This window comes from Streptomyces rubellus (assembly GCF_036323805.1).
GTDB lineage: Bacteria > Actinomycetota > Actinomycetes > Streptomycetales > Streptomycetaceae > Streptomyces.
In genome coordinates, this window is the sequence record NZ_JAZDCX010000027.1 from 21,705 (window position 1) to 41,551 (window position 19,847).

General features: G+C 73.0%; 25 protein-coding genes. 13 read left to right on the plus strand and 12 right to left on the minus strand.

Annotated elements, in window-relative coordinates; genetic code table 11:
- The first annotated feature begins 6 nt into the window (after nucleotides 1–6).
- Nucleotides 7–978 carry a CAF17-like 4Fe-4S cluster assembly/insertion protein YgfZ gene (gene ygfZ, locus V1L54_RS25135; protein WP_330120408.1) on the plus strand — a complete coding sequence of 324 codons (972 nt, stop codon included), beginning with the start codon at nucleotides 7–9 and terminating at the stop codon, nucleotides 976–978.
- A 45-nt stretch (nucleotides 979–1,023) separates the two neighbouring features.
- Here ygfZ and V1L54_RS25140 read toward each other — a convergent pair whose 3' ends face one another.
- Genes V1L54_RS25140 through V1L54_RS25150 form a run of 3 tightly spaced genes read right to left on the minus strand, consistent with a single transcriptional unit; the run spans nucleotide 1,024 to nucleotide 2,313 of the window.
- On the minus strand, nucleotides 1,024–1,374 hold the full coding sequence (locus V1L54_RS25140; protein WP_330120409.1) for a GntR family transcriptional regulator: 351 nt from the start codon (nucleotides 1,372–1,374) through the stop codon (nucleotides 1,024–1,026).
- A gap of 1 nt (nucleotide 1,375) precedes the next feature.
- Nucleotides 1,376–1,879 carry a hypothetical protein gene (locus V1L54_RS25145; protein ID WP_330120410.1) on the minus strand — a complete coding sequence of 168 codons (504 nt, stop codon included), beginning with the start codon at nucleotides 1,877–1,879 and terminating at the stop codon, nucleotides 1,376–1,378.
- A complete protein-coding gene (locus tag V1L54_RS25150) occupies nucleotides 1,876–2,313 on the minus strand; it encodes a DUF1648 domain-containing protein (protein WP_330120411.1) in 438 nt (145 codons plus the stop codon). The genes V1L54_RS25145 and V1L54_RS25150 overlap by 4 nt, the downstream gene beginning before the upstream one ends.
- 357 nt (nucleotides 2,314–2,670) lie before the next feature.
- On the opposite strand from V1L54_RS25150, the gene V1L54_RS25155 reads away from it, so the two are divergent.
- The 4 genes from V1L54_RS25155 (at nucleotide 2,671) to V1L54_RS29560 (ending at nucleotide 5,910) form a co-directional block, all read left to right on the plus strand.
- Nucleotides 2,671–3,258 carry a sporulation delaying protein family toxin gene (locus V1L54_RS25155; RefSeq protein ID WP_330120412.1) on the plus strand — a complete coding sequence of 196 codons (588 nt, stop codon included), beginning with the start codon at nucleotides 2,671–2,673 and terminating at the stop codon, nucleotides 3,256–3,258.
- A gap of 188 nt (nucleotides 3,259–3,446) precedes the next feature.
- Nucleotides 3,447–3,992: an SdpA family antimicrobial peptide system protein gene (locus V1L54_RS25160; RefSeq protein WP_330120413.1), complete on the plus strand. Its 546-nt coding sequence runs from the start codon at nucleotides 3,447–3,449 to the stop codon at nucleotides 3,990–3,992.
- Nucleotides 3,989–5,071 carry a sporulation-delaying protein SdpB family protein gene (locus V1L54_RS25165; RefSeq protein ID WP_330120414.1) on the plus strand — a complete coding sequence of 361 codons (1,083 nt, stop codon included), beginning with the start codon at nucleotides 3,989–3,991 and terminating at the stop codon, nucleotides 5,069–5,071. Before V1L54_RS25160 ends, V1L54_RS25165 begins: the two co-directional genes overlap by 4 nt.
- A 563-nt stretch (nucleotides 5,072–5,634) precedes the next feature.
- Nucleotides 5,635–5,910, plus strand: a complete 276-nt coding sequence (locus tag V1L54_RS29560) for a WCX domain-containing protein (protein ID WP_443076784.1) — start codon at nucleotides 5,635–5,637, stop codon at nucleotides 5,908–5,910.
- Here V1L54_RS29560 and V1L54_RS25170 read toward each other — a convergent pair.
- From V1L54_RS25170 to V1L54_RS25180, 3 genes are read right to left on the minus strand one after another with little or no spacing between them, the layout of a single operon-like run.
- Complete coding sequence (locus V1L54_RS25170) at nucleotides 5,837–6,250, minus strand: hypothetical protein (protein ID WP_330120415.1); 414 nt, start codon at nucleotides 6,248–6,250, stop codon at nucleotides 5,837–5,839. The two genes, V1L54_RS29560 and V1L54_RS25170, sit on opposite strands and share 74 nt — an antisense overlap.
- Nucleotides 6,247–6,900, minus strand: coding sequence for a hypothetical protein (locus V1L54_RS25175; protein ID WP_330120416.1), 654 nt, complete (start codon nucleotides 6,898–6,900; stop codon nucleotides 6,247–6,249). The genes V1L54_RS25170 and V1L54_RS25175 overlap by 4 nt, the downstream gene beginning before the upstream one ends.
- Complete coding sequence (locus V1L54_RS25180; RefSeq protein ID WP_330120417.1) at nucleotides 6,897–7,271, minus strand: PadR family transcriptional regulator; 375 nt, start codon at nucleotides 7,269–7,271, stop codon at nucleotides 6,897–6,899. Before V1L54_RS25180 ends, V1L54_RS25175 begins: the two co-directional genes overlap by 4 nt.
- Nucleotides 7,272–7,524: 253 nt before the next feature.
- On the opposite strand from V1L54_RS25180, the gene V1L54_RS25185 reads away from it, so the two are divergent.
- A complete protein-coding gene (locus tag V1L54_RS25185; protein WP_330120418.1) occupies nucleotides 7,525–9,468 on the plus strand; it encodes a tetratricopeptide repeat protein in 1,944 nt (647 codons plus the stop codon).
- A gap of 17 nt (nucleotides 9,469–9,485) precedes the next feature.
- Here the strand turns inward: V1L54_RS25185 and V1L54_RS25190 are convergent, their stop codons facing one another.
- On the minus strand, nucleotides 9,486–10,193 hold the full coding sequence (locus V1L54_RS25190) for an AAA family ATPase (RefSeq protein WP_330120419.1): 708 nt from the start codon (nucleotides 10,191–10,193) through the stop codon (nucleotides 9,486–9,488).
- 171 nt (nucleotides 10,194–10,364) lie between these two features.
- Between V1L54_RS25190 and V1L54_RS25195 the strand changes: the two genes are divergently transcribed.
- A complete protein-coding gene (locus tag V1L54_RS25195) occupies nucleotides 10,365–10,586 on the plus strand; it encodes a hypothetical protein (RefSeq protein ID WP_100202043.1) in 222 nt (73 codons plus the stop codon).
- A gap of 386 nt (nucleotides 10,587–10,972) precedes the next feature.
- Here the strand turns inward: V1L54_RS25195 and V1L54_RS25200 are convergent, their stop codons facing one another.
- A complete protein-coding gene (locus V1L54_RS25200; RefSeq protein ID WP_330120420.1) occupies nucleotides 10,973–11,188 on the minus strand; it encodes a DUF397 domain-containing protein in 216 nt (71 codons plus the stop codon).
- Entirely contained in the window at nucleotides 11,185–12,015 is an 831-nt protein-coding gene (locus V1L54_RS25205) for a helix-turn-helix domain-containing protein (protein WP_330120421.1), read from the minus strand. The genes V1L54_RS25200 and V1L54_RS25205 overlap by 4 nt, the downstream gene beginning before the upstream one ends.
- A gap of 222 nt (nucleotides 12,016–12,237) precedes the next feature.
- Here V1L54_RS25205 and V1L54_RS25210 point away from each other — a divergent pair, with 222 nt between their 5' ends.
- From V1L54_RS25210 to V1L54_RS25235, 6 genes are all read left to right on the plus strand, one after another.
- On the plus strand, nucleotides 12,238–12,519 hold the full coding sequence (locus V1L54_RS25210) for a DUF7848 domain-containing protein (RefSeq protein WP_330120422.1): 282 nt from the start codon (nucleotides 12,238–12,240) through the stop codon (nucleotides 12,517–12,519).
- A complete protein-coding gene (locus V1L54_RS25215; RefSeq protein ID WP_330120423.1) occupies nucleotides 12,516–12,845 on the plus strand; it encodes a hypothetical protein in 330 nt (109 codons plus the stop codon). Before V1L54_RS25210 ends, V1L54_RS25215 begins: the two co-directional genes overlap by 4 nt.
- Entirely contained in the window at nucleotides 12,842–12,976 is a 135-nt protein-coding gene (locus V1L54_RS25220; protein WP_330120424.1) for a hypothetical protein, read from the plus strand. The genes V1L54_RS25215 and V1L54_RS25220 overlap by 4 nt, the downstream gene beginning before the upstream one ends.
- A 180-nt stretch (nucleotides 12,977–13,156) precedes the next feature.
- Nucleotides 13,157–13,675, plus strand: coding sequence for a DUF6924 domain-containing protein (locus V1L54_RS25225; RefSeq protein WP_330120425.1), 519 nt, complete (start codon nucleotides 13,157–13,159; stop codon nucleotides 13,673–13,675).
- Between the two features lie 122 nt (nucleotides 13,676–13,797).
- Nucleotides 13,798–14,298: a lamin tail domain-containing protein gene (locus V1L54_RS25230; RefSeq protein WP_330120426.1), complete on the plus strand. Its 501-nt coding sequence runs from the start codon at nucleotides 13,798–13,800 to the stop codon at nucleotides 14,296–14,298.
- 186 nt (nucleotides 14,299–14,484) lie between these two features.
- Nucleotides 14,485–15,927, plus strand: a complete 1,443-nt coding sequence (locus V1L54_RS25235; RefSeq protein ID WP_330120427.1) for a TraB/GumN family protein — start codon at nucleotides 14,485–14,487, stop codon at nucleotides 15,925–15,927.
- A gap of 57 nt (nucleotides 15,928–15,984) precedes the next feature.
- On the opposite strand, the gene V1L54_RS25240 is transcribed toward V1L54_RS25235, so the two are convergent.
- The 3 genes from V1L54_RS25240 to V1L54_RS25250 form a co-directional block, all read right to left on the minus strand.
- The gene (locus V1L54_RS25240) at nucleotides 15,985–18,360 is read right to left on the minus strand and encodes an FtsX-like permease family protein (RefSeq protein WP_330120428.1); all 2,376 of its coding nucleotides are present in this window, start codon (nucleotides 18,358–18,360) and stop codon (nucleotides 15,985–15,987) included.
- A gap of 6 nt (nucleotides 18,361–18,366) precedes the next feature.
- Nucleotides 18,367–19,134 (minus strand): ABC transporter ATP-binding protein, encoded by a 768-nt coding sequence (locus V1L54_RS25245; protein WP_330120480.1) that lies wholly within the window; start codon nucleotides 19,132–19,134, stop codon nucleotides 18,367–18,369.
- Between the two features lie 83 nt (nucleotides 19,135–19,217).
- Nucleotides 19,218–19,724: a PadR family transcriptional regulator gene (locus tag V1L54_RS25250; protein ID WP_330120429.1), complete on the minus strand. Its 507-nt coding sequence runs from the start codon at nucleotides 19,722–19,724 to the stop codon at nucleotides 19,218–19,220.
- Nucleotides 19,725–19,847: the final 123 nt, after the last annotated feature.

Here is a 19,847-nt window from a genome sequence, read left to right on the forward strand (position 1 = left end):
GGTCGCATGTCGTACAAGAGCCCTCTGCTGTCGCTGCCCGGCGCCGTCCCCGCCGAGGCGCCGGACGAAGGCGTCGCCGCGCACTACGGCGACCTCTTCCGCGAGCAGCGCACCCTCGCGGACGGCGGCGGCCTGGTGGACCTCTCGCACCGCGGGGTGGTCACCGTCACCGGCGAGGACCGGCTGAGCTGGCTGCACCTGCTGCTCACCCAGCACGTCAGCGAGCTGGAGCCCGGCCTCGCCACCGAGGCGCTGATCCTCTCCGCGCACGGCCACGTCGAGCACGCCCTCTACCTCGTCGACGACGGCTCCACGGTGTGGGCGCACGTCGAGCCGGGCACCCAGGGGGCGCTGATCGAGTACCTGGAGAGCATGAAGTTCTTCTACCGGGTCGAGGTCACCGACGCGACGGCCGACCACGCGGTGGTCCACCTCCCGGCGGGCTCCATCGCCGAGGTGCCGCAGGGCGCGGTCGTGCGCGAGACGCCGTACGGGCGGGACGTGTTCCTGCCGCGCGGCGAGCTGGAGTCCTTCGCCGCGGCCCACGGCCCGGCGGTCGGCGTACTGGCCCTGGAGGCGCTGCGCGTGGAGGCGCACCGGCCGCGGCTGGGCCTGGAGACCGACCACCGCACGATCCCGCACGAGGTGGGCTGGATCGGCAGCGCCGTCCATCTGCAGAAGGGCTGCTACCGGGGCCAGGAGACGGTGGCGCGCGTCCACAACCTGGGGAAGCCGCCGCGCCGGCTGGTCTTCCTGCACCTGGACGGCTCCGAGGTGCACCTGCCCGGCCCCGGCACCCCCGTCCGGCTGGCGAAGGACGGCGCGGAGGGCCGTCAGCTGGGTTTCGTCACCACCTCGGCCCGCCACCACGAGCTGGGCCCGATCGCGCTGGCGCTGGTGAAGCGGAACGTGCCGGTGGACGCCGAACTGCTCGCGGGCGACACGGCGGCGGCCCAGGAGACCGTGGTCGAACCCTGACGGCCGCCGGGACGCACGGCCCGGCGGCCGTCGTCCCGGGCCGTCTCACTCCATGGTCTCCTCGACCATGCCGAGTATCTCGGCGTCCGAGAACCCCGACTCCCGTGCCAGCCTCACGAAGTACCGGCACGCCTCGACGGCCACGGCCCGGTTCGCCGTGGCGGCGCTGACCACCGCGCCCCTGCCCGGGCGGAGGTCGATGAGCTTCTCCTCCCTGAGGATCTGGTAGCCGCGCAGCACCGTGTGCATGTTCACCTCCAGGGCCTGCGCCAGGGCACGTGCCGAGGGCAGCCGCTCGCCCTTGCGCAGTTTCCCCTCGGCCAGGGCGCGCCGCACCGAGGCGGCGATCTGCTCGGCCAGGGCGACCCGTGAGGAGTGGTCGACCTCGACGAGCATGTCAGCGGCCTTCGGAGTCCGCGGCGGCCTGTCCGAGCCTGTTGACCAGCCGTGCGGCGGTGTCGGCGTCGTCGACGGTGATGACGAACCGGTTGTCGTCGGTGAGCGTGAGCCACAGGGCGTCCCCCTCGCGGAGGGAGACCGCGCTGAGTCCGGGGCTCCACCGGTAGCCCCAGCCCCCTATCTCGGTGGGCCGGGTCCAGCGGGCCGACGCCTGCCGTATGCGGTCCAGGGCGAAGCGGCGCCGCAGGAACGGCAGGAGGAGGGAGGCCACCGTGACGCCGCGGCGGGAGACGGTGACCCTGATCGCCCCTGTGGCCAGGAAGGCGACGGGCACGACGAGCAGCCACAGGGCGATGGACCGGTACTCGTCCACGACCGCGGCGGCGACCAGCAGCGCCGGCGCCGACACCACGCCCACGGCGAGCATCCATCCGCTGGTGAGGGAGCGGTGCCACACCTCCGCCTGGTGGCCGTGCGCGTCCTCGCGCGGGTGGTGGCTCATGTCCGCCTCCGGGTGACCCACCGTCCCAGCAGTCCCGTGCCGACTCCGACTCCGGCGGCGACGGCGAGCTGGTAGGCCGGCAGCCGGGCGTCGGCCCCGTCCTCCAGGCCGCTGCTCGCGTACATGGTCGCCACCAGGAGGTACACGGTGGCGGCCGCCAGCGCGGAGCAGAAGACGCCCAGCGGCCGCGGACCGCGTCGGCCCGGCCTGACCGAGAAGGCGACGGCGAGACCGCCGACGGCCTCAATGCCGAACAGGAGTAGGTACTGGCCAAGTGCCGCCGGTGGCGAGCTGAATCCGTCGGCGGTGCCGTCCAGTGAGAAGTGGGTGGCCATCCGCTCCGGGAACGTGTCCCTGAGCAGCAGGAAGGCGATCACCGTGAGGACCGCTCCGACCGCGAAGGGAACAGTGGCCGAGGCGATATGGCGAGCCATGTGCCTGGATAACAGATTTTCCTTTGTCACGTGGAATTTCCCCCGTCCTGCGATACCGGGAAGCGGAATTGTTTGCATTCACCTATAACAAGCAGGGCGCGCTTCCTGCCGACTACCCCGTCCGGCGCGCGCCATGCACGGTCACACCACAGTGACCGGAACACATCCCCTCATTTTCCAAACCATTTGAGATGACATCGGACGTCTGTACATTCGCTGGCGTTCGTCGCCGGACGACACGGCGACCTTTCAGCGTGGAGATCACAGCACGAGAGGTGACGTATGCACAGACGCACAGGAATCACCATCGCCACCGCGGTCATAATCGGATTAAGCGGTTCCGTTGTCCAGGGGGCCATGGCCACTCCCGCCGCCCCCGGGGCACCCGCCGTCGGCGTTCCGGCGGCAGGCGTCGGAACCCTCCAGGACGGCCGCGCCCTCTTCGAGGGTCTGGCCTTCGCCCAGGGCCGGGTGGCCGAGGAAATCGCCGACTCGGGCGAGTTCGTCGACGTGGCCGCGATCCGCGAGGAGAACAGCACCCCGGAGCAGCGGAAGGCGGTCACCGCCCTTCTCGACGAGATCCACAGGATGCACCCGGGGTTCTTCGCCTCCTTCTCCGGGAAGGTCCGCTCCGGCAGCCCACGGCTGGTCGAGAGCGGCGTAAACGAGGCCGTCGAGGTCCTGAAGTCGCTGGCCGGTTCGGAGTCGGCCACCAAGGCCGACCTCGGCACCAACTCCGGCCACTGCATCAACCTCGTGCTCACGGTCAACGTGGTCGTCGCCGTGAACCTCGCCGCCGCGGTCAACGTCGCGACCGCCGCCACAGCGGCGAACGCGGCGGCCGTGGCCAACGTGATCGAGTTCTGGGTGGCGCCGCCGAGAAACGGCGAGCCGCTGAGCAGGGACCAGCAGATAGCCAAGCTGACGAGCGTGCTGGCCGCCTGACGGCCCCGGTGCGGGGTGGTGGGCCCGCCGCCGTGCGCCTCGCGGCCGGGCCCACCGCCTCGCGCTCCTCCACTCCACCGGAATTCCCGGCCGCCGGCCGATGAGGTGCCGATCAGTATGAGGAAGAGATGTTCACGCGTATCACCGAAAGAGTACGGCTGAGATCCGTCGCACCGGAACACTCCGTCATGGTGCCCCGCCCGTGGATCACCGCGGTCACCGCGGTCTGGGTGGTACTGAGCCTCTATGTGGCGCAGAGCTTCCTTCCACGTAATGCCGTCTCGCTTCCGGCACAGGACGCCGCGCGGAAAGCCGCGGCCACCGTGGCTCCCCAGGGCTGGGCCTTCTTCACGAAGTCGGCCAAAAGCCGCCAGCACGTTCCGTACCGCCTGGTCGACGGGGAATGGAAGAACATATCCCGTGCTCCGCACTCCAGACCCGCCAACTTCTTCGGTTTCGACCGCGCCCCGCGTTCTCAGGGAATCGAGGTGGCCCTGATGCTGCACCAGCGGAGCACCGAATGGACCGGCTGCGAGACCACCGCCACCGTGGACGCCTGCCTGGCACGGGGGGCGAAGAGAGCGACCGAGGCGACGAACCCCTCGCCGGCGCCCGGCCTCTGCGGCCGTGCCGCCGTGGTGGAGATGCGCCCCACGCCCTGGGCCTGGCGCCATCTGACGACCGAACGGCACACGGCCGAGAGAGTCGCCGTCTGGGATGTGAGGTGCCCGTGAGCAGCCGCCGGCACATCGTCCTGCCGTGGACCAACGTCTACGGACTCGCCCGCACCCTCGTGGCCCTGGGGACCGCCGGCACCCTGGTGGCATCGAGCGCCGAGACCCTGTTCCGGCCGGTCGCCACGCTCGGCGACTACCCCCCGTGCACCTCCACCGCCGCGGCCGGCGTCTTCTGCCTGGCCCCCGACGACCACACCCGGCTGACCTGGATCATGTGGGGCTGTGTCGCCGTCCTCCTCGTCGTCGCCTCGGGCTGGCGGCCCCGACTCACCGCGCTGCCGCACGCCTACGTCAACTACAGCGTCTTCTCCGGGATCTCCATCATCGACGGCGGAGACCAGATAGCACTCGTCCTGTCGGTCCTCTTCGTGCTCCCGGCCCTCGGCGACGGGCGGCGGTGGCACTGGCAGCAGCCCCCGGACCGGGGGACCGGACCGTCCTCCGGCGCGTTGCCCGCACTCATCGGCGTCAGCGGGCTGGTCATGGTGCGCGTCCAGATGACCGTCCTCTACTTCCAGGCCGCCGCCGCCAAGCTGCCCCACGCGGAATGGCAGGACGGCACCGCCATGTGGTACTGGGGGAGCCATCTCGAGTTCGGCCCGGCGCCCTGGCTCGACACGCTCGTCGCCCCCGTCATCACGGCCCCGCTGGGCGTGGCGCTGCTGACCTGGGTGCCCCTGGTCATCGAGTTCTCCCTGGCGGTGTCCCTGCTGCTCCCGCAGCGCGTGCGCTGGTGGGTCATGGGCGCGGGCCTCTCCTTCCACCTGTCCATCGCCGTGATGATGGGGCTGTGGAGCTTCGCCCTGGCCATGGCCGGAGGGATCGTCGTGCTGTGCGCGCCGCTGGGGTCGTCGTTCCGACTGCGGTTCATCCGCCGGACGGGTCCGGACGGGGAACCCTCTCCGCGGAGCGCGGAGAAGGGGAGGGAGAAGGAGAACGGGAGGGAGACGGAGGCGGAGAGGGAGGAAGAGGCGGTCGCGGCGGCGCCGGCACGGCGGAGCGTCCCGGTCCCGGCGGACGCGGAGCCGGTCGCGGGCGACACGGCGGCGGCCCGGAGAGCCGTGGCCGAGCCCTGAAGTGCTCCACCTTCCTCCCCCGCGTTCCCGTACCGCCACCGCCGCCACCGGGCGGCGTACTGGAGCGCGGCGAAGACCCCCACCGGGACGGTCTGGGCCGCGGTCCACACGGTCCCGGCCGCGGTCAGGTCCAGCACCCCGGCTCCGAACGCCTCGAAGGCGAGTACGGCCGCGCTGAGCGCGATCCAGCCCGCCCCGCAGGCGACCACCCACCGCACCGCGCCCGGCGCGGCGTCCGGCGGCCTGGCCGCCAGGACGACCGCGGCGCCGAGCACCAGCAGCACGGCCCGACCGGGGCGACCGTCCCCGCCGCCGGTCCCAGCGCCCGGCCCAGCGGGGCCGCGCGGGCGCGGAACTGGCACAGGTGTGGGCCCGGTTGCGGCGCGAGGTGGAGGAGCGGCCCGGCGACGTACGGGTCACGGCGCGGGTGCGGCGCGAGCGGCTGGACATGGTGGGTGGCCCGCATCGTGGGGCCCTGCCTGGTGTCGGCGGCCTTGGCGGAGGACGGTGGAGAGGGTGAGGGCGGGGACGGGGGCTGGGTGCCGGCCGAGTTCGCGTACCCCGTGCTCGGCGCGGTCCGCCAACTGCTCCAGTTCGGCACGGACGTGGAGGTGCTGGGGCCGCCCGAGGCCCGTACGGAACTGGCCCGCGCCGCGGCCGGCGTCCACGCCCTGTACCCGCGGCCGCTGAACACCGGCGCGTACCTGCCGAGCCCGGGACGGCGGCGGGAACCGCCGTCCCGGGCGTCCACCGCCGCTGCCGCCGCTACCCCGCCCGCGCCTCGCGCCGCCTGCGGAGGGCGTAGGCGCCCAGCTCCCCGGCGCACCACACGACGATGAAGGCGGTCATCGCGATCTGCCACCACACCCCGGCGGCTATCGCGCCCACGAGCCAGCTGGCGCCGATGACGCCCATGACCAGCGCCTGCACCTCACGGCGCATCCACCACGGCTCCCGGGTGCCCTTCTCCTCGTCCGCCAGCCGGAGCGCGTACAGCGGCGCCGGGCCGAACTCCTCCTCGGGGGTGCCACCGCTCTCGGCGAGGTGCCGCCCGGCCTCGCGGGTGAGTTCGGCGGCGCGGTCCCGGGTGATGCCGTGGCGCTGCCGGAGGAGGTCGGCGAGTTCGCGCAGCCACTTGTCGGCGGCGGGGTCGGCGGGCTTGCCGGTCGAGGTGTTCATGAGGCCCCGTTCTGGTCGTGGATCGAGTCGTGGTCTTGGGTGGGGTCGTGGTCGGTGTCGGAGTCGTGGTCCGGTGCGCCGCCGGGCAGCAGCGACCAGGTGAGCAGCAGGATGATCCCGGTCAGGCAGACGGCGAAGGACGGCATCCCGAACAGGTCGTCCGCGGGCAGCCTGTCGGTGGCCGTCCCCGCGAGGAGCACCGCGAGGGCCGCGCCGCCCCACCACCACCAGCGGGCGACGCGGGAGGCGGCCACGGCGGCGAACACACAGAGCACCACGGCCGCGACGAGGACCGTCCCGGCCAGGGCGGGCGCCGTGACCGTGACCGTGCTGCCGGGCTCGAGCCACAGCATCACGCCGAGCACCGTCAGCAGGAGCCCGACTCCGGCCAGTCCGGCCCGCCGGTAGTCGGCCGGGGTCATCCCCGCCCGGTCCCGTCCGGCGCGCACCCGCTCGGGGACGCGTTCGACGGCGACGGTACGGGCGAACTCCTCCGGTGTGCCGAACTCCTCGCGCGGGTGCTCGCCGCTGAGCGCGCAGTGCTGCTCGACCTCGTCGATCGCGGTGTCGGCGGTCTCCCGGTCCACCGCTTGCGCGGCCATGGCGAGCCGGGCCCGTGCGGTCCACCTCTGATGCGTGTCCGTCGTCATCGTTCCTCCCGTGCCTGTCCCGCCCGCTGTTCCGCCTCTTCCGACTGCTCCAGGAGGCCGTCCATGGCGGCGGAGAACGCCCGCCAGCGGGCTCGCTCCTCGTCCAGCCGGAGGCGTCCGGCGCCGGTCAGCCGGTAGACCTTCCGGCCCGGGCCGCCCTCCCCCGCCTCCCAGCGGGCCGTGACCAGGCCGTCCTGCTCCATACGGCCCAGCACCGGGTAGAGCGCGCCGCCCCGGACCTTGCCGAAGCCCAGCTCCCCGAGCCGCTGCACCAGTGCGTAGCCGTGGTGGTCGGACTCGGCCAGCACCGCCGCCAGTACCAGCGGCAGCGTTCCGCGCAGCCAGCTCGTGGAGGGGTCCGTCGTCGGCATCCCTGTTCCCCCCTTCGCTCTAGTCCACTATAGCGACTAGTTCTTTTTCAGAATAGTGGAAGCGTGGAGCGACGGCGCGTAGCATCCGGGCGCCCAGCGCCACCGGCGGCGGTACGCCCGCCTCGGGCTCCGGGGCGACGGCGTTCCGCCACGTCCGGACCGGTCCGGGAACCGGGCACTCCCCAGCGCTGTCTCCACTACGGCGGGTCACCTGATGGCCATAGCCCGACGAACCGTCAAGAGTGGGGGCGCAGTGGAGATCGAGCCGGCGGACGCGGTGACCACGAACACCACGGGCATCGCCGGCTCACCGGCCGCCCTGCTGCGGGCCCGCCGCCAGGTGGTGCCCTTCCGGGGACGTACCGAACTACTGGCGGAACTGCGTGCCTGGACCGGGGAGCCGGGCTTCGGGGCCCTGCTGCTGCACGGCCCCGGGGGGCAGGGCAAGACCCGGCTCGCCCAGCACCTCGCCGACGCCCTGGCCGCCGAGGGCCGGGCCACGCTGTGGCTGGGCACCGACGCGGACAGCCTGGACGACCTGCCGGCACTTTCGGCCGCCACCGCGCCGGCCCTGATCGTGGCGGACCACGCCGAGACCCGTGCCCCCCAGGTGACCGCACTGCTGAACGCCGTCGTCCGGCACGGCGGCGGGTACCCGCTCAAGCTGCTGATGCTGGCCCGCACGGCAAGCGACTGGTGGCAGGTCCTCCAGGCCGCCGAGGACCTGCTGGGCGGTGCCGGAACCGTCCCGCTGCCCGCGCTGGAACCCGACCCGGGCGACTCCCGCGTCGAGGCGTACCGGGGGGCCGTGTACGGCTACGCGGCGCACCTGTCCCGGGTGTGCGGTCGGCGGCACCACAACTGGCTCGCCCTGGCCGACCGCCTGGCGGCCACCCGCACCGACCTTCCCGGCCTGGAAACCGCGCTGTCCCTGCACATGACCGCCCTGGCCGACCTCCTGGACACCGACCGCGACCCGGACGCCGCCGTCGGTGACAGGCCCGCGGAGGACGTCGAGGACCGGCTGCTGCGCCACGAGCACCGCTACTGGAGTGCCACCGCCGCCGCCCGTGGACTGCGTCCCGCCCTGACCATGGAGACGCTCACCGACGCCCTGGCCGCCGCGTTCCTGCTGGGGGCGGAGGACCGGGCCGAGGCCGACACACTCCTGCGCCGCGTCCCCGGCCTGGCCGACCAACCCGAGGACCGGCGAGGCGCGGTACGCGACTGGATCGCCGCCCTCCACCCCGCCGCGTCCGCCACCCGCCCCTGGGGGAGTCTGCGCCCCGACCGGTTGGCCGAGCGCTTCGTCGGCCGCCGTCTGGAGAACGATCCCGCCCTCGCCGACCATCTCGTGCCCGGTACCACCGGACACCAGGCCGCCCGGCTCCTGACCGTCTGCACCCGTGCCGCCGCCCATCCCGTCTTCGGCCACCGGCTCGCCGAGCGCCTGACCGCCCTGTGCGTCCGCCACGCGAACGTCCTGGCACTGCCGGCCGTCGACGTCGCCACCCAGGCCGAAGTCCCCCGACCTCTGATCGAGGCCCTGCACCAGATCACCGACGACCCCCGCACCCCCTTGCACGAACTGGAGGACCTCGTTGACCGGCTACCCGACGCCGGCCACACGCTGGCCCTCTTCGCATTCCACCTCACCAGGCTCGTCATCAGTCACTACCGCGTCCACGTCTACGACAGCGCCTATCTCTCGCCCGACTTCGCCATGAGGTTGAACAACCTCTCCAACCGGCTGGGGGAACTGGGAAGACGAGAGGAAGCGCTGGAGGCGATCACCGAAGCCGTACAGACCTACCGCGAACTCACCCAGGAAGAGCCGGACACCTTCCTGCCCGACCTCGCCACGAGCCTGAACAACCTCTCCAACCGGCTGGGGGAACTGGGAAGACGAGAGGAAGCGCTGGAGGCGATCACCGAAGCCGTACAGACCTACCGCGAACTCACCCGGGAACAGCCGGACACCTTCCTGCCCCGCCTCGCCACGAGCCTGAACAACCTCTCCGTCGACCTGGGAGAGCTGGGAAGACAGGGAGAAGCACTGACCGCCATCACCGAAGCCGTGGGGATCCGACGCACGCTCGCCAGGAAACGGCCGCGCGTTCACCAGAGCGAGCTCGATCGGTCGCTGCACGTCCTGGCCTGGCTGCGGGGCGAGGACGCCCCGGACTCGGCGGGCTGACGAAGGGGGCAGGCCCCTCAGCCGAGGATGTGCCGCAGGTACGCCCGCGGGTTCTCGAGGTAGCGGCGCCAGTGGTCGACCAGGGCGAGCTCGTGCCAGGCCACCCGGCGCATGCCGTGCTCGCCGACCTCGACGATGTCCGCGCCCGGCAGCGCGGTCAGCAGCGGGGAGTGGGTGGCACAGACGACCTGGCCGCCGTTCCTCGTCAACTGGTCCAGGTGGCCGAGCAGTTCGAGGCAGGAGGAGAACGACAGCGCCGCCTCCGGCTCGTCCATCACATACAGCCCCGGGGCGAGGAACTTCTCCCGGAAGGCCGCGAGGAAGCCCTCGCCGTGGCTGACCGCGTCCGGGTTGAAGCCCTCCCGGTCCAGCGCGTTCACCGCCGTCTCGGCGCGCAGGAAGAACCCCTTGCGGGCGGACCAGCTCCCCAGCATGTGCCGGCCGCGCGGCCCCGCGTCGAACCGTATGCGCTCGCCCAGCACCGACCTGCCCCGGGAGCTCGCGTAGCGCCAGTCGTGTGAGCCGCCCCAGGGATCCAGCCCGAAGCCCTCCGCCAGCGCCTCGACCAGTGTCGACTTCCCCGAGCCGTTCTCGCCGACGAGGAAGGTCACCGGCGCGGTGAAGCGCAGCCCGTCCGCCAGGAGCTCGCGGACACAGGGAACGGACCAGGGCCAGCGCCGCTCGTCGTACGAGGCCACGTGTGCGTATGCGCGTTCGACGATCACGTGCCCAGTCTCACACCGACCGCCGACAGCGGAGGCGGCACCGGAGACCGCCGGTGGCCTCGGCAAACGTGTCCCGCCCTGGTGGGAGTGCCCGCGCGGTACCCAAAGAGTGGCCAAGAGGAAACCGTACGCCCGGGCGCACACCGGATCGGCGGGTGCATACTGACATCAATGACAAAGCCAGCCGCAGCCCGGCGCCACTTGCCCACCAGCCCCTTCAAGGCCCCGGTCGTACCGCCCCCCAAGCACTTCGCCGTGGGAGACCGGGTCACACACGACACCTACGGCCTCGGCCGGGTCACCGGCGTGGACGACGGCGTCGCCGTCCTCGTCGACTTCGGTGCCCGTCAGGGATGGATCCAGAGCCCGTACTCCAAACTGGCCCACCTCTGACACCCCGTTCCTCACCTACGCTCGGCGCACCCCTCCGAAAGGGATCTCCCATCGACACGGCTTCTCTGTTCTCCGCGCCCGAACCGGCGCCCACACCCCCCACAACAGAGGCACGGCCTCCGGCGAGGAATCCCTTCCAGGCTCCCGACTTCGCTGACGTCACTCTCGTGGACGCCGACTCGGAGGACTCCGACCCGGAGTACCCCGACCACGACGACCGGGAGCGGCGGAGCGAGTCCTCCGCGCGATCCGGCGCGCCGTCGGCACGGCCCCGGCAGGCTCGCGCGCGCCGGAAGCCCCGGCGCCGCTGAGCGGCACGGCGGACGGCCCTCGCCGGGCGGCGAGGGCCGTCGAAGTATGCCAGGGGCCGGATCCGGCCCGACGGCTCAGGTGGTGAGCCGCCCGCCCTGGACGGCGGTCACGAACGACGACCAGGTGTCCGGCCCGAAGACGAGCGCCGGGCCGTGCGGGTCCTTGCTGTCCCGTACCGGAACGGCACCGGGGAGGCCGTCGGCAACCTCGACGCAGTCACCCCCGTTGAGGTTGCTGTAGCTGGACTTGCGCCACCGTACGGCGGCTATCCCATGCTGGGAGGCGGTCATGAAAGCTCCTCCAGGAGTCGGAGTACGAACTCCACCGAGTCACGCGGGGACAGGGCATGATCGCGAAGCCGGTCGTAACCGGCTTGTAGCTCCTCAACTTTGGCAGCTTCCTCGATCAGATGCCCGCTGTACGCCGTCTCCACCCATGCGACCGTCCGGCCGTCCAGGAGGCGCAGAAGCGACGTGTCCGTATGGCTCAGTTCGCGTACTCCGGCGGTGAACGGGAGCACCTGAAGCGTGATGTTCCACCGCTCCGCCCACTCGACCAGGTGCTTCAACTGCTCGCACCACTCCCCGCCGTCGGCCAGCGGCCGACGCAGCACGGCCTCGTCGAGAATCGCGCGGAACGGTGGCGGTTCCTCGCCCTCCAGGACATCTCGGCGGCTCACCCGCGCCCGCACCTGCTGGTCCAGTTCCTCGTCCGAGGGCGGGCGTCCCAGCGTGAGCGTCTCGCGTGCGTACGCCTCGGTCTGGAGCAGTCCCGGCACAACGCCGGGCGAATACTTCTGGATGCTCGTGGCCTCCGCCTCCAGCGACATGTAACGGCGGTACTGCTCAAGGAACTGGGTGGTGTCCCCGACCGCCAGCTCCCACAGGACCAGCAGCATCCCCCGCGTCCCGTAGTAGTGGTCGAGGGCCTGGACGACGTCCGGGCTGCTGACCGTGTGGCCGCTCTCCATCTTGGAGAACAGCGACCAGTCCCAGCCCAGCGCCTCACCGAGCTTGCGGAGGCTGAGCTTCCGCTCGGTGCGCAGCAGCCGGATCTCCTCCGCGAACCGCCGACGCGGCTCCTGGCTGCGCCCGGTGACGACTCTCCTCGGCGGCAAGGCGACCTCCCTCCGTTGCAGGTGTGGAAACGGCCCCGCAAGCCGGTGCCATCAGCTCCGGGCAGGGATTTCCGGGCTCCGTTTCAGGTCATGCTCGTAGCCGACCAGAAACACACAGTAGTAGTCACATCACATCTTGTGCGGGGAAATCCTGGATGGAGCACCACATATGGTTACGGAACGGCAGACTGTTGACGAGAAGAAGGCCGGGGAGGCCGCGCGGTGACCCGGCGCGTGTTCCGGTACGTGCCGTTCACCGTCGGCCAGGACGAGACCGCCGAGCCGGAGTACGCGTCCCGCTGCGTCTCCGGGGACGAGACGGAGTGCGGCGCGGAGTCCGGTACGCACCACCACCCCGCGCCCGTCGAGAAGTGGCAGCGCGAGCACGTCCGGGAGACCGGGCACCGGCGCTACCGCCGGACCTTCGCGGACTACGCGGTCTTCCGGGCCACCGAGGACTGGACCGAGGGCGGGGCCGGGCACGGGAGCGGGGGTACGGCATGACGTTCGCCCCGGCCGTCGAGCGCCCGTGGCGCGACGGGTGGCCGCTCCCCGCGCAGCCGGGCGACGCCAACGGCTGGGTGACGGGGTACTGCTGGCTGTACTGCCGGCGCGCGGACGTGCGCGTACTGTGGGTCGGATCCGTACATGTTCCCGGCGCCATCGGGGATCTGTACGCGTGCGGCGCCTGCATCGCGGAACTCGACCACATGGTCCGCGCCCAGTCCCACACCCGGGACGCGCCCGCCGACCGCCCGCGGCCCGGCCGCCACCGGCTGCCCCGCCGCAGGCTGTACCGCCTGCCACCCCCCACCCGGAGAGCCCGTTGACCGACACCGAAGCCGAGCCGGAGACGCCGACCGAGAACAGCGCCGGGACCGAGGCGTGCGAGCACCTGGAGACCGAGAAGCGCGACGGCAAGACCCACTGCCGCGCCTGCGACCGCCAGATCTACCTCTGAGCGGCGGTTCCACCCGCCGGAAGCGACACGGTGCCGACGGTGGGCGGGCGGAGTCAGGCTCCGCCGAAGTGCCCGGGCCGCGTGGCGGTGCACTGAACCGGTCCCCCGGCCGGTGCGTCCTCCCGGGTGATCGCCGTGGCCGCGGGCCGCGGACACCGTCGCGTTCCGGAGGACTCCCCCATGGACCCGCTGCCTTTCGACGATGAGAGCACCCTGCTGGTGCGGACCGACTTCTCCGACCAGGAGGGGTGGGAAGCCCTCAGGAGGACGTGCCGGGAAGGGCTGGCCGAGGTGACCGAACCGTGCTTCGTGGACGACCGCGCCTATGAGGGCGCCACCGTCGAGGAGTTGCTGGAACTGGTCAGCGAGGAGGAGACGTTCATCCTCGTCGCCGACCGCGTCACCCTGTCGCACGAGGACGACGCTCCGCTCCTCGCCGTCGACACCTTCCGGGATTTCGAGGAGGACGAAGGGGACGAGGGGGAAGGGGACGAGTACGGGCAGCGCTTCCGGGTCGGCCTGACCGGGCTCCGCAGTGTCGTGGTCAACCTCTCCCTCGCCAACACGGACTTCGACGAGTTCGCCGAGAGCGCCGGCGAGGACGGCGTCTTCCGCGGCATCGTCCCCGCCTCCCTCAGTGACGGGAAGGACCAGGAGCTGCTGGAGAGCTTCCGGGCGTACCGGCGGGGCGAGGGGTAAGGACGGCGCCGGGGCGCCGGTGAACGGGCGGTGAACCGATGTCGTTCGCCGTGCAACCATCACGGGGTGTCGTGAGTCATGTACCCGCAGCACCAGTTCGAGATCCTGTGGGGGGATTCACCGTGCGCAAGCGCTCCGTCATAGCCGTCACCTCCGCCGCCACCGTCGGCGTGCTGGGCTTCCTGGTCGCTCCGCCGGCCCAGGCCGCCGAGTACGTCTCGGCGCTGAAGGTCCGCGGTGTCCAGTACGACGCGCCCGGCCGGGACAGCAACAGCTGCTCCTCCGGCAACACACACCAGGAGTACCTGACGGTGAAGAACTACTCGCGGACGAAGACCGTGAACCTCCGGGGCTACCTGGTCAAGGACGCCGCCGGGAACCGCTTCGTCTTCCGGGCGAACCACTACCTCCAGCCCGGCGACTACGTCCGGCTGCGCGGCGGCCACGGCACCGACTCCGACGCGAAGAACGTCGTCTACCGCGACAACTGCAACTTCCTGTGGAACAACGACCGCGACACGATCTACCTGGTCAAGCCGACCGGCAGCCGTGCGGACGCCCACTCGTACACCAAGAGCGGCTCCGACCGCGACGGCAACGGGTACATCGCCTTCCACAGCTGAGCCGTACGCGTCCCCGCGACCGGTCCCCGTTCCCCTCCCGGGCGGGACGGGGACCGGGCGCGACAGGGACGTGACGGGCGGGGACGCGCGGGGCAGGGGCACTGCGCCATCGGGTGCCCCGACGGCCGTTCCACCGGGCCGGGCGGTGGCTTCCACTGGCTGGACGGCCCTGCGGAGGAGGCGCGCATGCGTGCACATCGGCCCCGGCACGAGAACGGGAGCGAGGACGAGCGGCGGCGCCGGGCCGGTGAGGCGGCCGGGCGGCAGGCGCCGGCCCCCGGCGGCGGGACCGCCGCGGACGCCGTGCTGGCGCTCCAGAGCCAGGCCGGGAACGCGGCGGTGTCGCGGATGGTGGCGGAGCAGCGGGACGAGCACGGGGCCGGCCACGGCCAGGAGGCTTCCGTCCGGCGTTCGACGGAGGCGCCCGCCGGCCCGCCCGTGGTCCAGCGCATGGACGACGACGAGGAGCTGGGCCGGAATCCGCCGGGACCCTCCACCCGGGTGCGCGGACCCCGCAAGTCTCGCAAGGAGGGCCGTACCCCCAACAAGCTGACCGCGGCCGAGTGGAACTCCCTGCCGGCGGAGGTCCGGAACAGCGCCCACAAGGAGCGTCTGGAGCTCGACGAGGACCCGCAGACCCTCCAGGAACAGGACATGGCGCTGCACTACACGCTGGGCGGCCTCAGCCGGCTGACCCCGGGCGTGCCGTGGACGGCGGGCCGCTCCGGCGTGGTGGAGGGCCTCGGGCGCAACGATCCGGCCACGGCCGGCTACTGGGCCGGACAGGACGCCCGCGACCAGCGGATGGGCCAGGCCGCGCGGGCCGCCCGCGACGCGTACACGGAGACCGAGGAGGACCGCCGGGAGCGCCATGCGGACGTGGACGCGAAGCTGGCCGGTTCCCAGAGCGCGATGGGCGGCCTGCGCGCGCTGCTGGCGGACTACGAGGGCGTGGCCATCGGCGTGGCCAGTCACAGCGGGGCGGAGATCTGGAGGTTCCTCACCACCAACATGGCGGAGATCAAGGCCGCCGGTGTGAACACCGTCTACCTGGAGAGCATCCGGGAGGACAGTTACCAGGCCCATGTCGACGCGTTCCTGGGCGGCGGGCCGATGCCCCCGGAACTCCAGGCCTTCGTCACCCGCTACGACAGCAGCATGAGCCTCGGCACGAACGGTCTGGGGGCGCTGCTGACGGCCGCCAAGGCGCAGGGCATGCGGGTGAAGGGGCTGGACGGCCGCCCGGCCCGGCGGCCGGCCACGGCCATCCCCGCGAACAACCTGTTCCAGCGGGCCGCCACCCTGAACACCTACGCCGCCCAGGCCGTCACCCGGGACCGCCGCCGCCCCTCGGCGGAGGGCCGCTACCTCATGGAGCTGGGCAGCTCCCACACCGGCATGCACCCGGGCCCGGGGGAGGACATGCAGGTGTACGGCACGCCGTTCCGGCAGGGCGAGGAGTTCCCGGGCGTGGACGACCTGCGGGGCATCCCGGCGGTCGAGTACCACCAGGAGAAGAGGCGGAAGGAGGCCCGGGGAGAGGAAGGGGAGGGGGAGAAGGGCAAGGCGAGGGCGGAGGAAGAGGAGGAGACCGTGGAGCGCTTCCGGCGGCTGCGGGGGAACTCCTGACCGCGGGCCGGTCCCGGCACCCGGCTGCGCCGCCCCTGCCCGGACGGCCGGGCGCCCTCACAACGTCTCGCTGAGGGTGTCCGCGATGCGGCGGCGGGCCAGCCGGGCGGCCGGGAGGACGGAGACGGCGACCGCGCCCAGCACGGCCGCCACCGCCACCAGGGCCAGGGCGCCCGGGTGCGGGGGCGCGGCGATGCCCGCGCCGACGCCGCCGGCCCGGCCCTGGGCGTCGATCAGCCAGTTCGCGGCGGGGACGCCCACCGCCGTGCCGAGCAGGGCGGCGGCCAGGGCGGTGAAGCCGGTGGACGCCACGACCACGCCCGCGATCTGGCGGTGCGTCAGGCCGGCGGCCTTGAGGGCCAGCAGGTCGCGGCGGCGGTCGCGGACCCGGGCGCCGATGACGGTGGACAGTTCGGCGAGGCCGATCAGGGCGAGCACCAGCACCAGGCCGAGGACGACGCCGCGCACGGCGGAGAGGCCGTCGGCGGGGTTGGCGACCTCGCGGGCCTCCAGCCGCCCGCCGGAGGCGGCCGTCAGCCCGGCGCCGACCTCGGCCGCGTCAGCGCCGTCGCGCAGCACGAGCTGGTGGAAGCCGGGTCCGGCGGTGCCGTTCTCGCGGAGGTTGTCCAGGGAGGTGGCGATGATCCGGCCGCCGTCGTCGGGTTCGATGCTGCGGCCGGTGATGTGGAGGATCTGCGGGCGGCCCTGGACCGTCATCCGCACCCAGTCGCCGACGCGTACGTCCAGCAGGTCCAGCAGGCCCTGTCCGGCGACCGCCTCGTCGGGGCCGTGCGGGGCGCGGCCCTCGGCGAGGGCGAACGGGTAGGGGTCGGCGTCGGTGCCCAGGCCGCGCAGGGTGATGGTGCCGGTCTGCCCGGGGACCAGGGCCTCGACCTCCGCGCCGGGGTGGACGGCGGTGACGTCGGGGTGGCCGGCCAGCAGTCCGCGCAGTTCGGGTGCGAGACCGGCGCCGGAGTCGGCTGAGGTGCCGGGGGTGCCGGGGGTGCCGGGGGTGGTGTCGCGCACGGTGAGCGCGGCGGGCAGACCGACCTCCCCGGGGTGGCTCTCGAAGCGGTCCAGGGTGGCCCAGGTGCCCAGCGCGACGGTGACCATCAGCAGCGGTACGGCCAGCCGTGCCACGTCGGCCAGGAAGCGGGCCCGGCCGGCGAAGGCGCCGCGCCAGCCCAGCACCAGGGCGGTCGGCAGCCGGCGGACGCCCAGCAGGCGCCGTTCCACGGCGGTGAGCGCGCCCAGGCCGCGCGGCGCGGCCGTACGCGCCACCGGGACCGGCGGCACCCGGCCCGCGCGCCAGGCGGCGAGCGAGGTGACGGCGGCGATGAACAGCACCGCGGCGCCGGTGGTGCGCAGCACCGTCCAGGTGTGGCCGGGCAGTTGCCGCCACACCTGGACGGCCTCCCCGATGCGGCCGGGCACGTACGGGCCCAGCAGCTCGGTGACGGCCGCGCCGCAGGCGACGCCGAGCAGGGCGAAGCCCAGGTGCTGGACGAGGAAGGCCCGTACCACCTGGGCGGGGGTGAAGCCGACGGCCTTGAGCACGGCGATGTCCCGCAGCTGGCCGCGGACGCGGGCGGAGACCGCGGCGGAGACCGCCAGCGCGGCGGCGAGCAGCGCCCCGAGCCCGAACAGGCCGAGGAGCAGGCCGAGGAGCCGGTTGTCGCTCTCGGCGTCGGCGCGGGCCTGCTGCCAGCGGGTCACCTGGGTGATCTGGTCGGCGCCGAGGAGGGTGACCGCCCGCTGGACGGTGTAGTCGGTGTCGCCGGGGTCGGCCAGCCGGAGGCCGACGGTCTGGCCGGTGCGGTCGGGCGCGGGCGCGAGGGCGCGCAGGGCGCGGGGGGAGAGCCAGCCGGTGCCGGGGGTCTCGCCGGGGGTGTAGCGGGGTTCGGCGGTGTCGGCGACGCCCACCACGCGCAGGGTGCGCGGCACGGCGCCGCTGCCCGTGCCCGTGCCCGTACCGCCGACGGTGAGCGTGTCGCCGGTCTCCGCCCACAGGGCCCGGGCCAGGGAGGACTCCAGGACGATCTCGTCCCCGGCTCCGGCGCGTGTCCAGCGGCCCGAGGTGAGCCGCGGGCGGCTGATCTCCGGGGGTTCGGGGCCGGTGGCCCGCAGTTCGGCGCCCGCCCGGGCGCCGCCCAGTCCGACGGTGGCGCGGACGGTGCGGAAGGGGCCGGAGACGCCCTCCACGCCGTCCAGGGCGGTGAGCCGGTCCGTCTCGGCGCCGGCCCGGGTGTGCAGCCACACATGGGCGCCCTCGGACTGGGTGAAGGTCCGCTGCCAGGGGTCGGCGGCGTAGGAGAACAGCGCCCCGGCGAGCAGCAGGGAGGCGGTGATCCCGACCGTGGCCAGGACGGTGAGCAGCGCCTCGCCGCGGTGTGCCCGCAGGTCGGCGTGGGCCCAGCGCAGAGTGGCGCGCACGTGTCCTCAGTCCCTGAGTTCCAGTACGCCGGCCACGCCGTCGCCGCGCCGCCCGGGGCGGTCGGCGGTGTCCGGGGCGCCGGGGGCGCCCGGGCCCGGGTCCAGGGCGGCGTCGTCGGCTATCCGGCCGTCGAAGAAGCTGATCACCCGGTCGGCGGCGCTGGCCATCCGGGCGTCATGGGTGACCAGCAGGATCGTCTGGCCGCGGGCGTGGAAGCGGGAGAGCAGCCGCAGCACCTCGCGGGTGCCCCGGCTGTCCAGGCTGCCGGCGGGTTCGTCGGCCAGCAGCAGGTCGGGTTGGTTGACCAGGGCGCGGGCCAGGGCGACGCGCTGCTGCTCGCCGCCGGACAGCTCGCCGGGCATGCTGCGCTCCTTGCCGGTCAGGCCGAGTTCGGCGAGGAGTTCGGCGCGGTCGGCGCGGGCCCGCTTCGGGCCGCGGCCGGCCAGCAGGGCGGGGAGTTCGACGTTGTCGGCGACGGTGAGGTTGGAGACGAGGTTGAAGAACTGGAAGACGATGCCGATGCGGCGGCGGCGCAGCACCGCCCAGCGGGCCTCGCCGTAGGGGTCCAGACAGGTGCCGTCGAACCAGATGCGTCCGCTGTCGGGTTTCTGGAGGCCGCCGAGCAGGTGCAGCAGGGTGGACTTGCCCGCGCCGGAGGGGCCGGTGACGGCGACGAACTCGCCGCGCTCCACGGTCAGGTCCACGCCCCGTACGGCCGTCACCGGGGCGCCCTCGCCGTGGTGGGTCTTGACCAGGCCCTCGGCGCGGACGATGGGGGGCGCGCCGGGCTCCGGCGCGTCGGTGCCGGACGGCGGCCCGGCGGGGTCGGCGGGCTCGGCGGGGCGGGCGGTGCGGGTCAATCCAACTCCTCCTGACAGCGTTCCAGCCAGTCGAGGTCGGCCTGGAGGTGCAGTATCGCGCCCTCGATCAGCAGCTGCGCCACCCGGTTGTCCCGGTCCTCCGCGGCGGCCAGCCTCGACAGGGCGCGCATGGTGTTGAGGTACTGGCGGCGCTGCTTGTTGATCAGGGTGAGCTGGTCGGCCAGGCCGGTCCGCGGGGCGAGGGCGAGCTTCATGAAGAACTCGTCGCGCACCCGGGGCTCGTCGGTCGGCTCCTCGAACCAGGCCAGCACCGCCTCGCGGCCCGCCTCGGTGAGCCGGTAGATCCGCTTGTTGGGCCGGGCGGACTGGGTGACGTCCTCGCCCTCGATCAGGCCGGCCTTCTCCAGACGGCCCAGGGTGACGTAGATCTGGCCGACGTTCGGCTGGGGGTAGGCGGCGCCCAGGAGCTTCTCGAGGGCCTGCTTCAGCTCGTATCCGTGGGCGGGACCGGCCGCGAGGAGGGCCAGGAGCGGCAGACGCACGCACCCTCTCCTTCCTCCCCGTTCGTTCCGGTTCCGGTTCCGCTTCTGGATGCCGACGGGTCGGCCGGCGTTTGGTCGGCGTCTAGTATCGCCCATGCCCAACGGGTGGGTACGGGCCGTTCG

Excerpts from the sequence above, each read along its gene's own strand:
- ygfZ (WP_330120408.1), top strand. The coding sequence starts at position 7 with ATGTCGTACAAGAGCCCTCTGCTGTCGCTGCCCGGCGCCGTCCCCGCC.
- V1L54_RS25140 (WP_330120409.1), bottom strand. The coding sequence starts at position 1,374 with ATGCTCGTCGAGGTCGACCACTCCTCACGGGTCGCCCTGGCCGAGCAG.
- V1L54_RS25145 (WP_330120410.1), bottom strand. The coding sequence starts at position 1,879 with ATGAGCCACCACCCGCGCGAGGACGCGCACGGCCACCAGGCGGAGGTG.
- V1L54_RS25150 (WP_330120411.1), bottom strand. The coding sequence starts at position 2,313 with ATGGCTCGCCATATCGCCTCGGCCACTGTTCCCTTCGCGGTCGGAGCG.
- V1L54_RS25155 (WP_330120412.1), top strand. The coding sequence starts at position 2,671 with ATGGCCACTCCCGCCGCCCCCGGGGCACCCGCCGTCGGCGTTCCGGCG.
- V1L54_RS25160 (WP_330120413.1), top strand. The coding sequence starts at position 3,447 with ATGGTGCCCCGCCCGTGGATCACCGCGGTCACCGCGGTCTGGGTGGTA.
- V1L54_RS25170 (WP_330120415.1), bottom strand. The coding sequence starts at position 6,250 with ATGAACACCTCGACCGGCAAGCCCGCCGACCCCGCCGCCGACAAGTGG.
- V1L54_RS25175 (WP_330120416.1), bottom strand. The coding sequence starts at position 6,900 with ATGACGACGGACACGCATCAGAGGTGGACCGCACGGGCCCGGCTCGCC.
- V1L54_RS25180 (WP_330120417.1), bottom strand. The coding sequence starts at position 7,271 with ATGCCGACGACGGACCCCTCCACGAGCTGGCTGCGCGGAACGCTGCCG.
- V1L54_RS25195 (WP_100202043.1), top strand. The coding sequence starts at position 10,365 with ATGACAAAGCCAGCCGCAGCCCGGCGCCACTTGCCCACCAGCCCCTTC.
- V1L54_RS25200 (WP_330120420.1), bottom strand. The coding sequence starts at position 11,188 with ATGACCGCCTCCCAGCATGGGATAGCCGCCGTACGGTGGCGCAAGTCC.
- V1L54_RS25215 (WP_330120423.1), top strand. The coding sequence starts at position 12,516 with ATGACGTTCGCCCCGGCCGTCGAGCGCCCGTGGCGCGACGGGTGGCCG.
- V1L54_RS25225 (WP_330120425.1), top strand. The coding sequence starts at position 13,157 with ATGGACCCGCTGCCTTTCGACGATGAGAGCACCCTGCTGGTGCGGACC.
- V1L54_RS25235 (WP_330120427.1), top strand. The coding sequence starts at position 14,485 with ATGCGTGCACATCGGCCCCGGCACGAGAACGGGAGCGAGGACGAGCGG.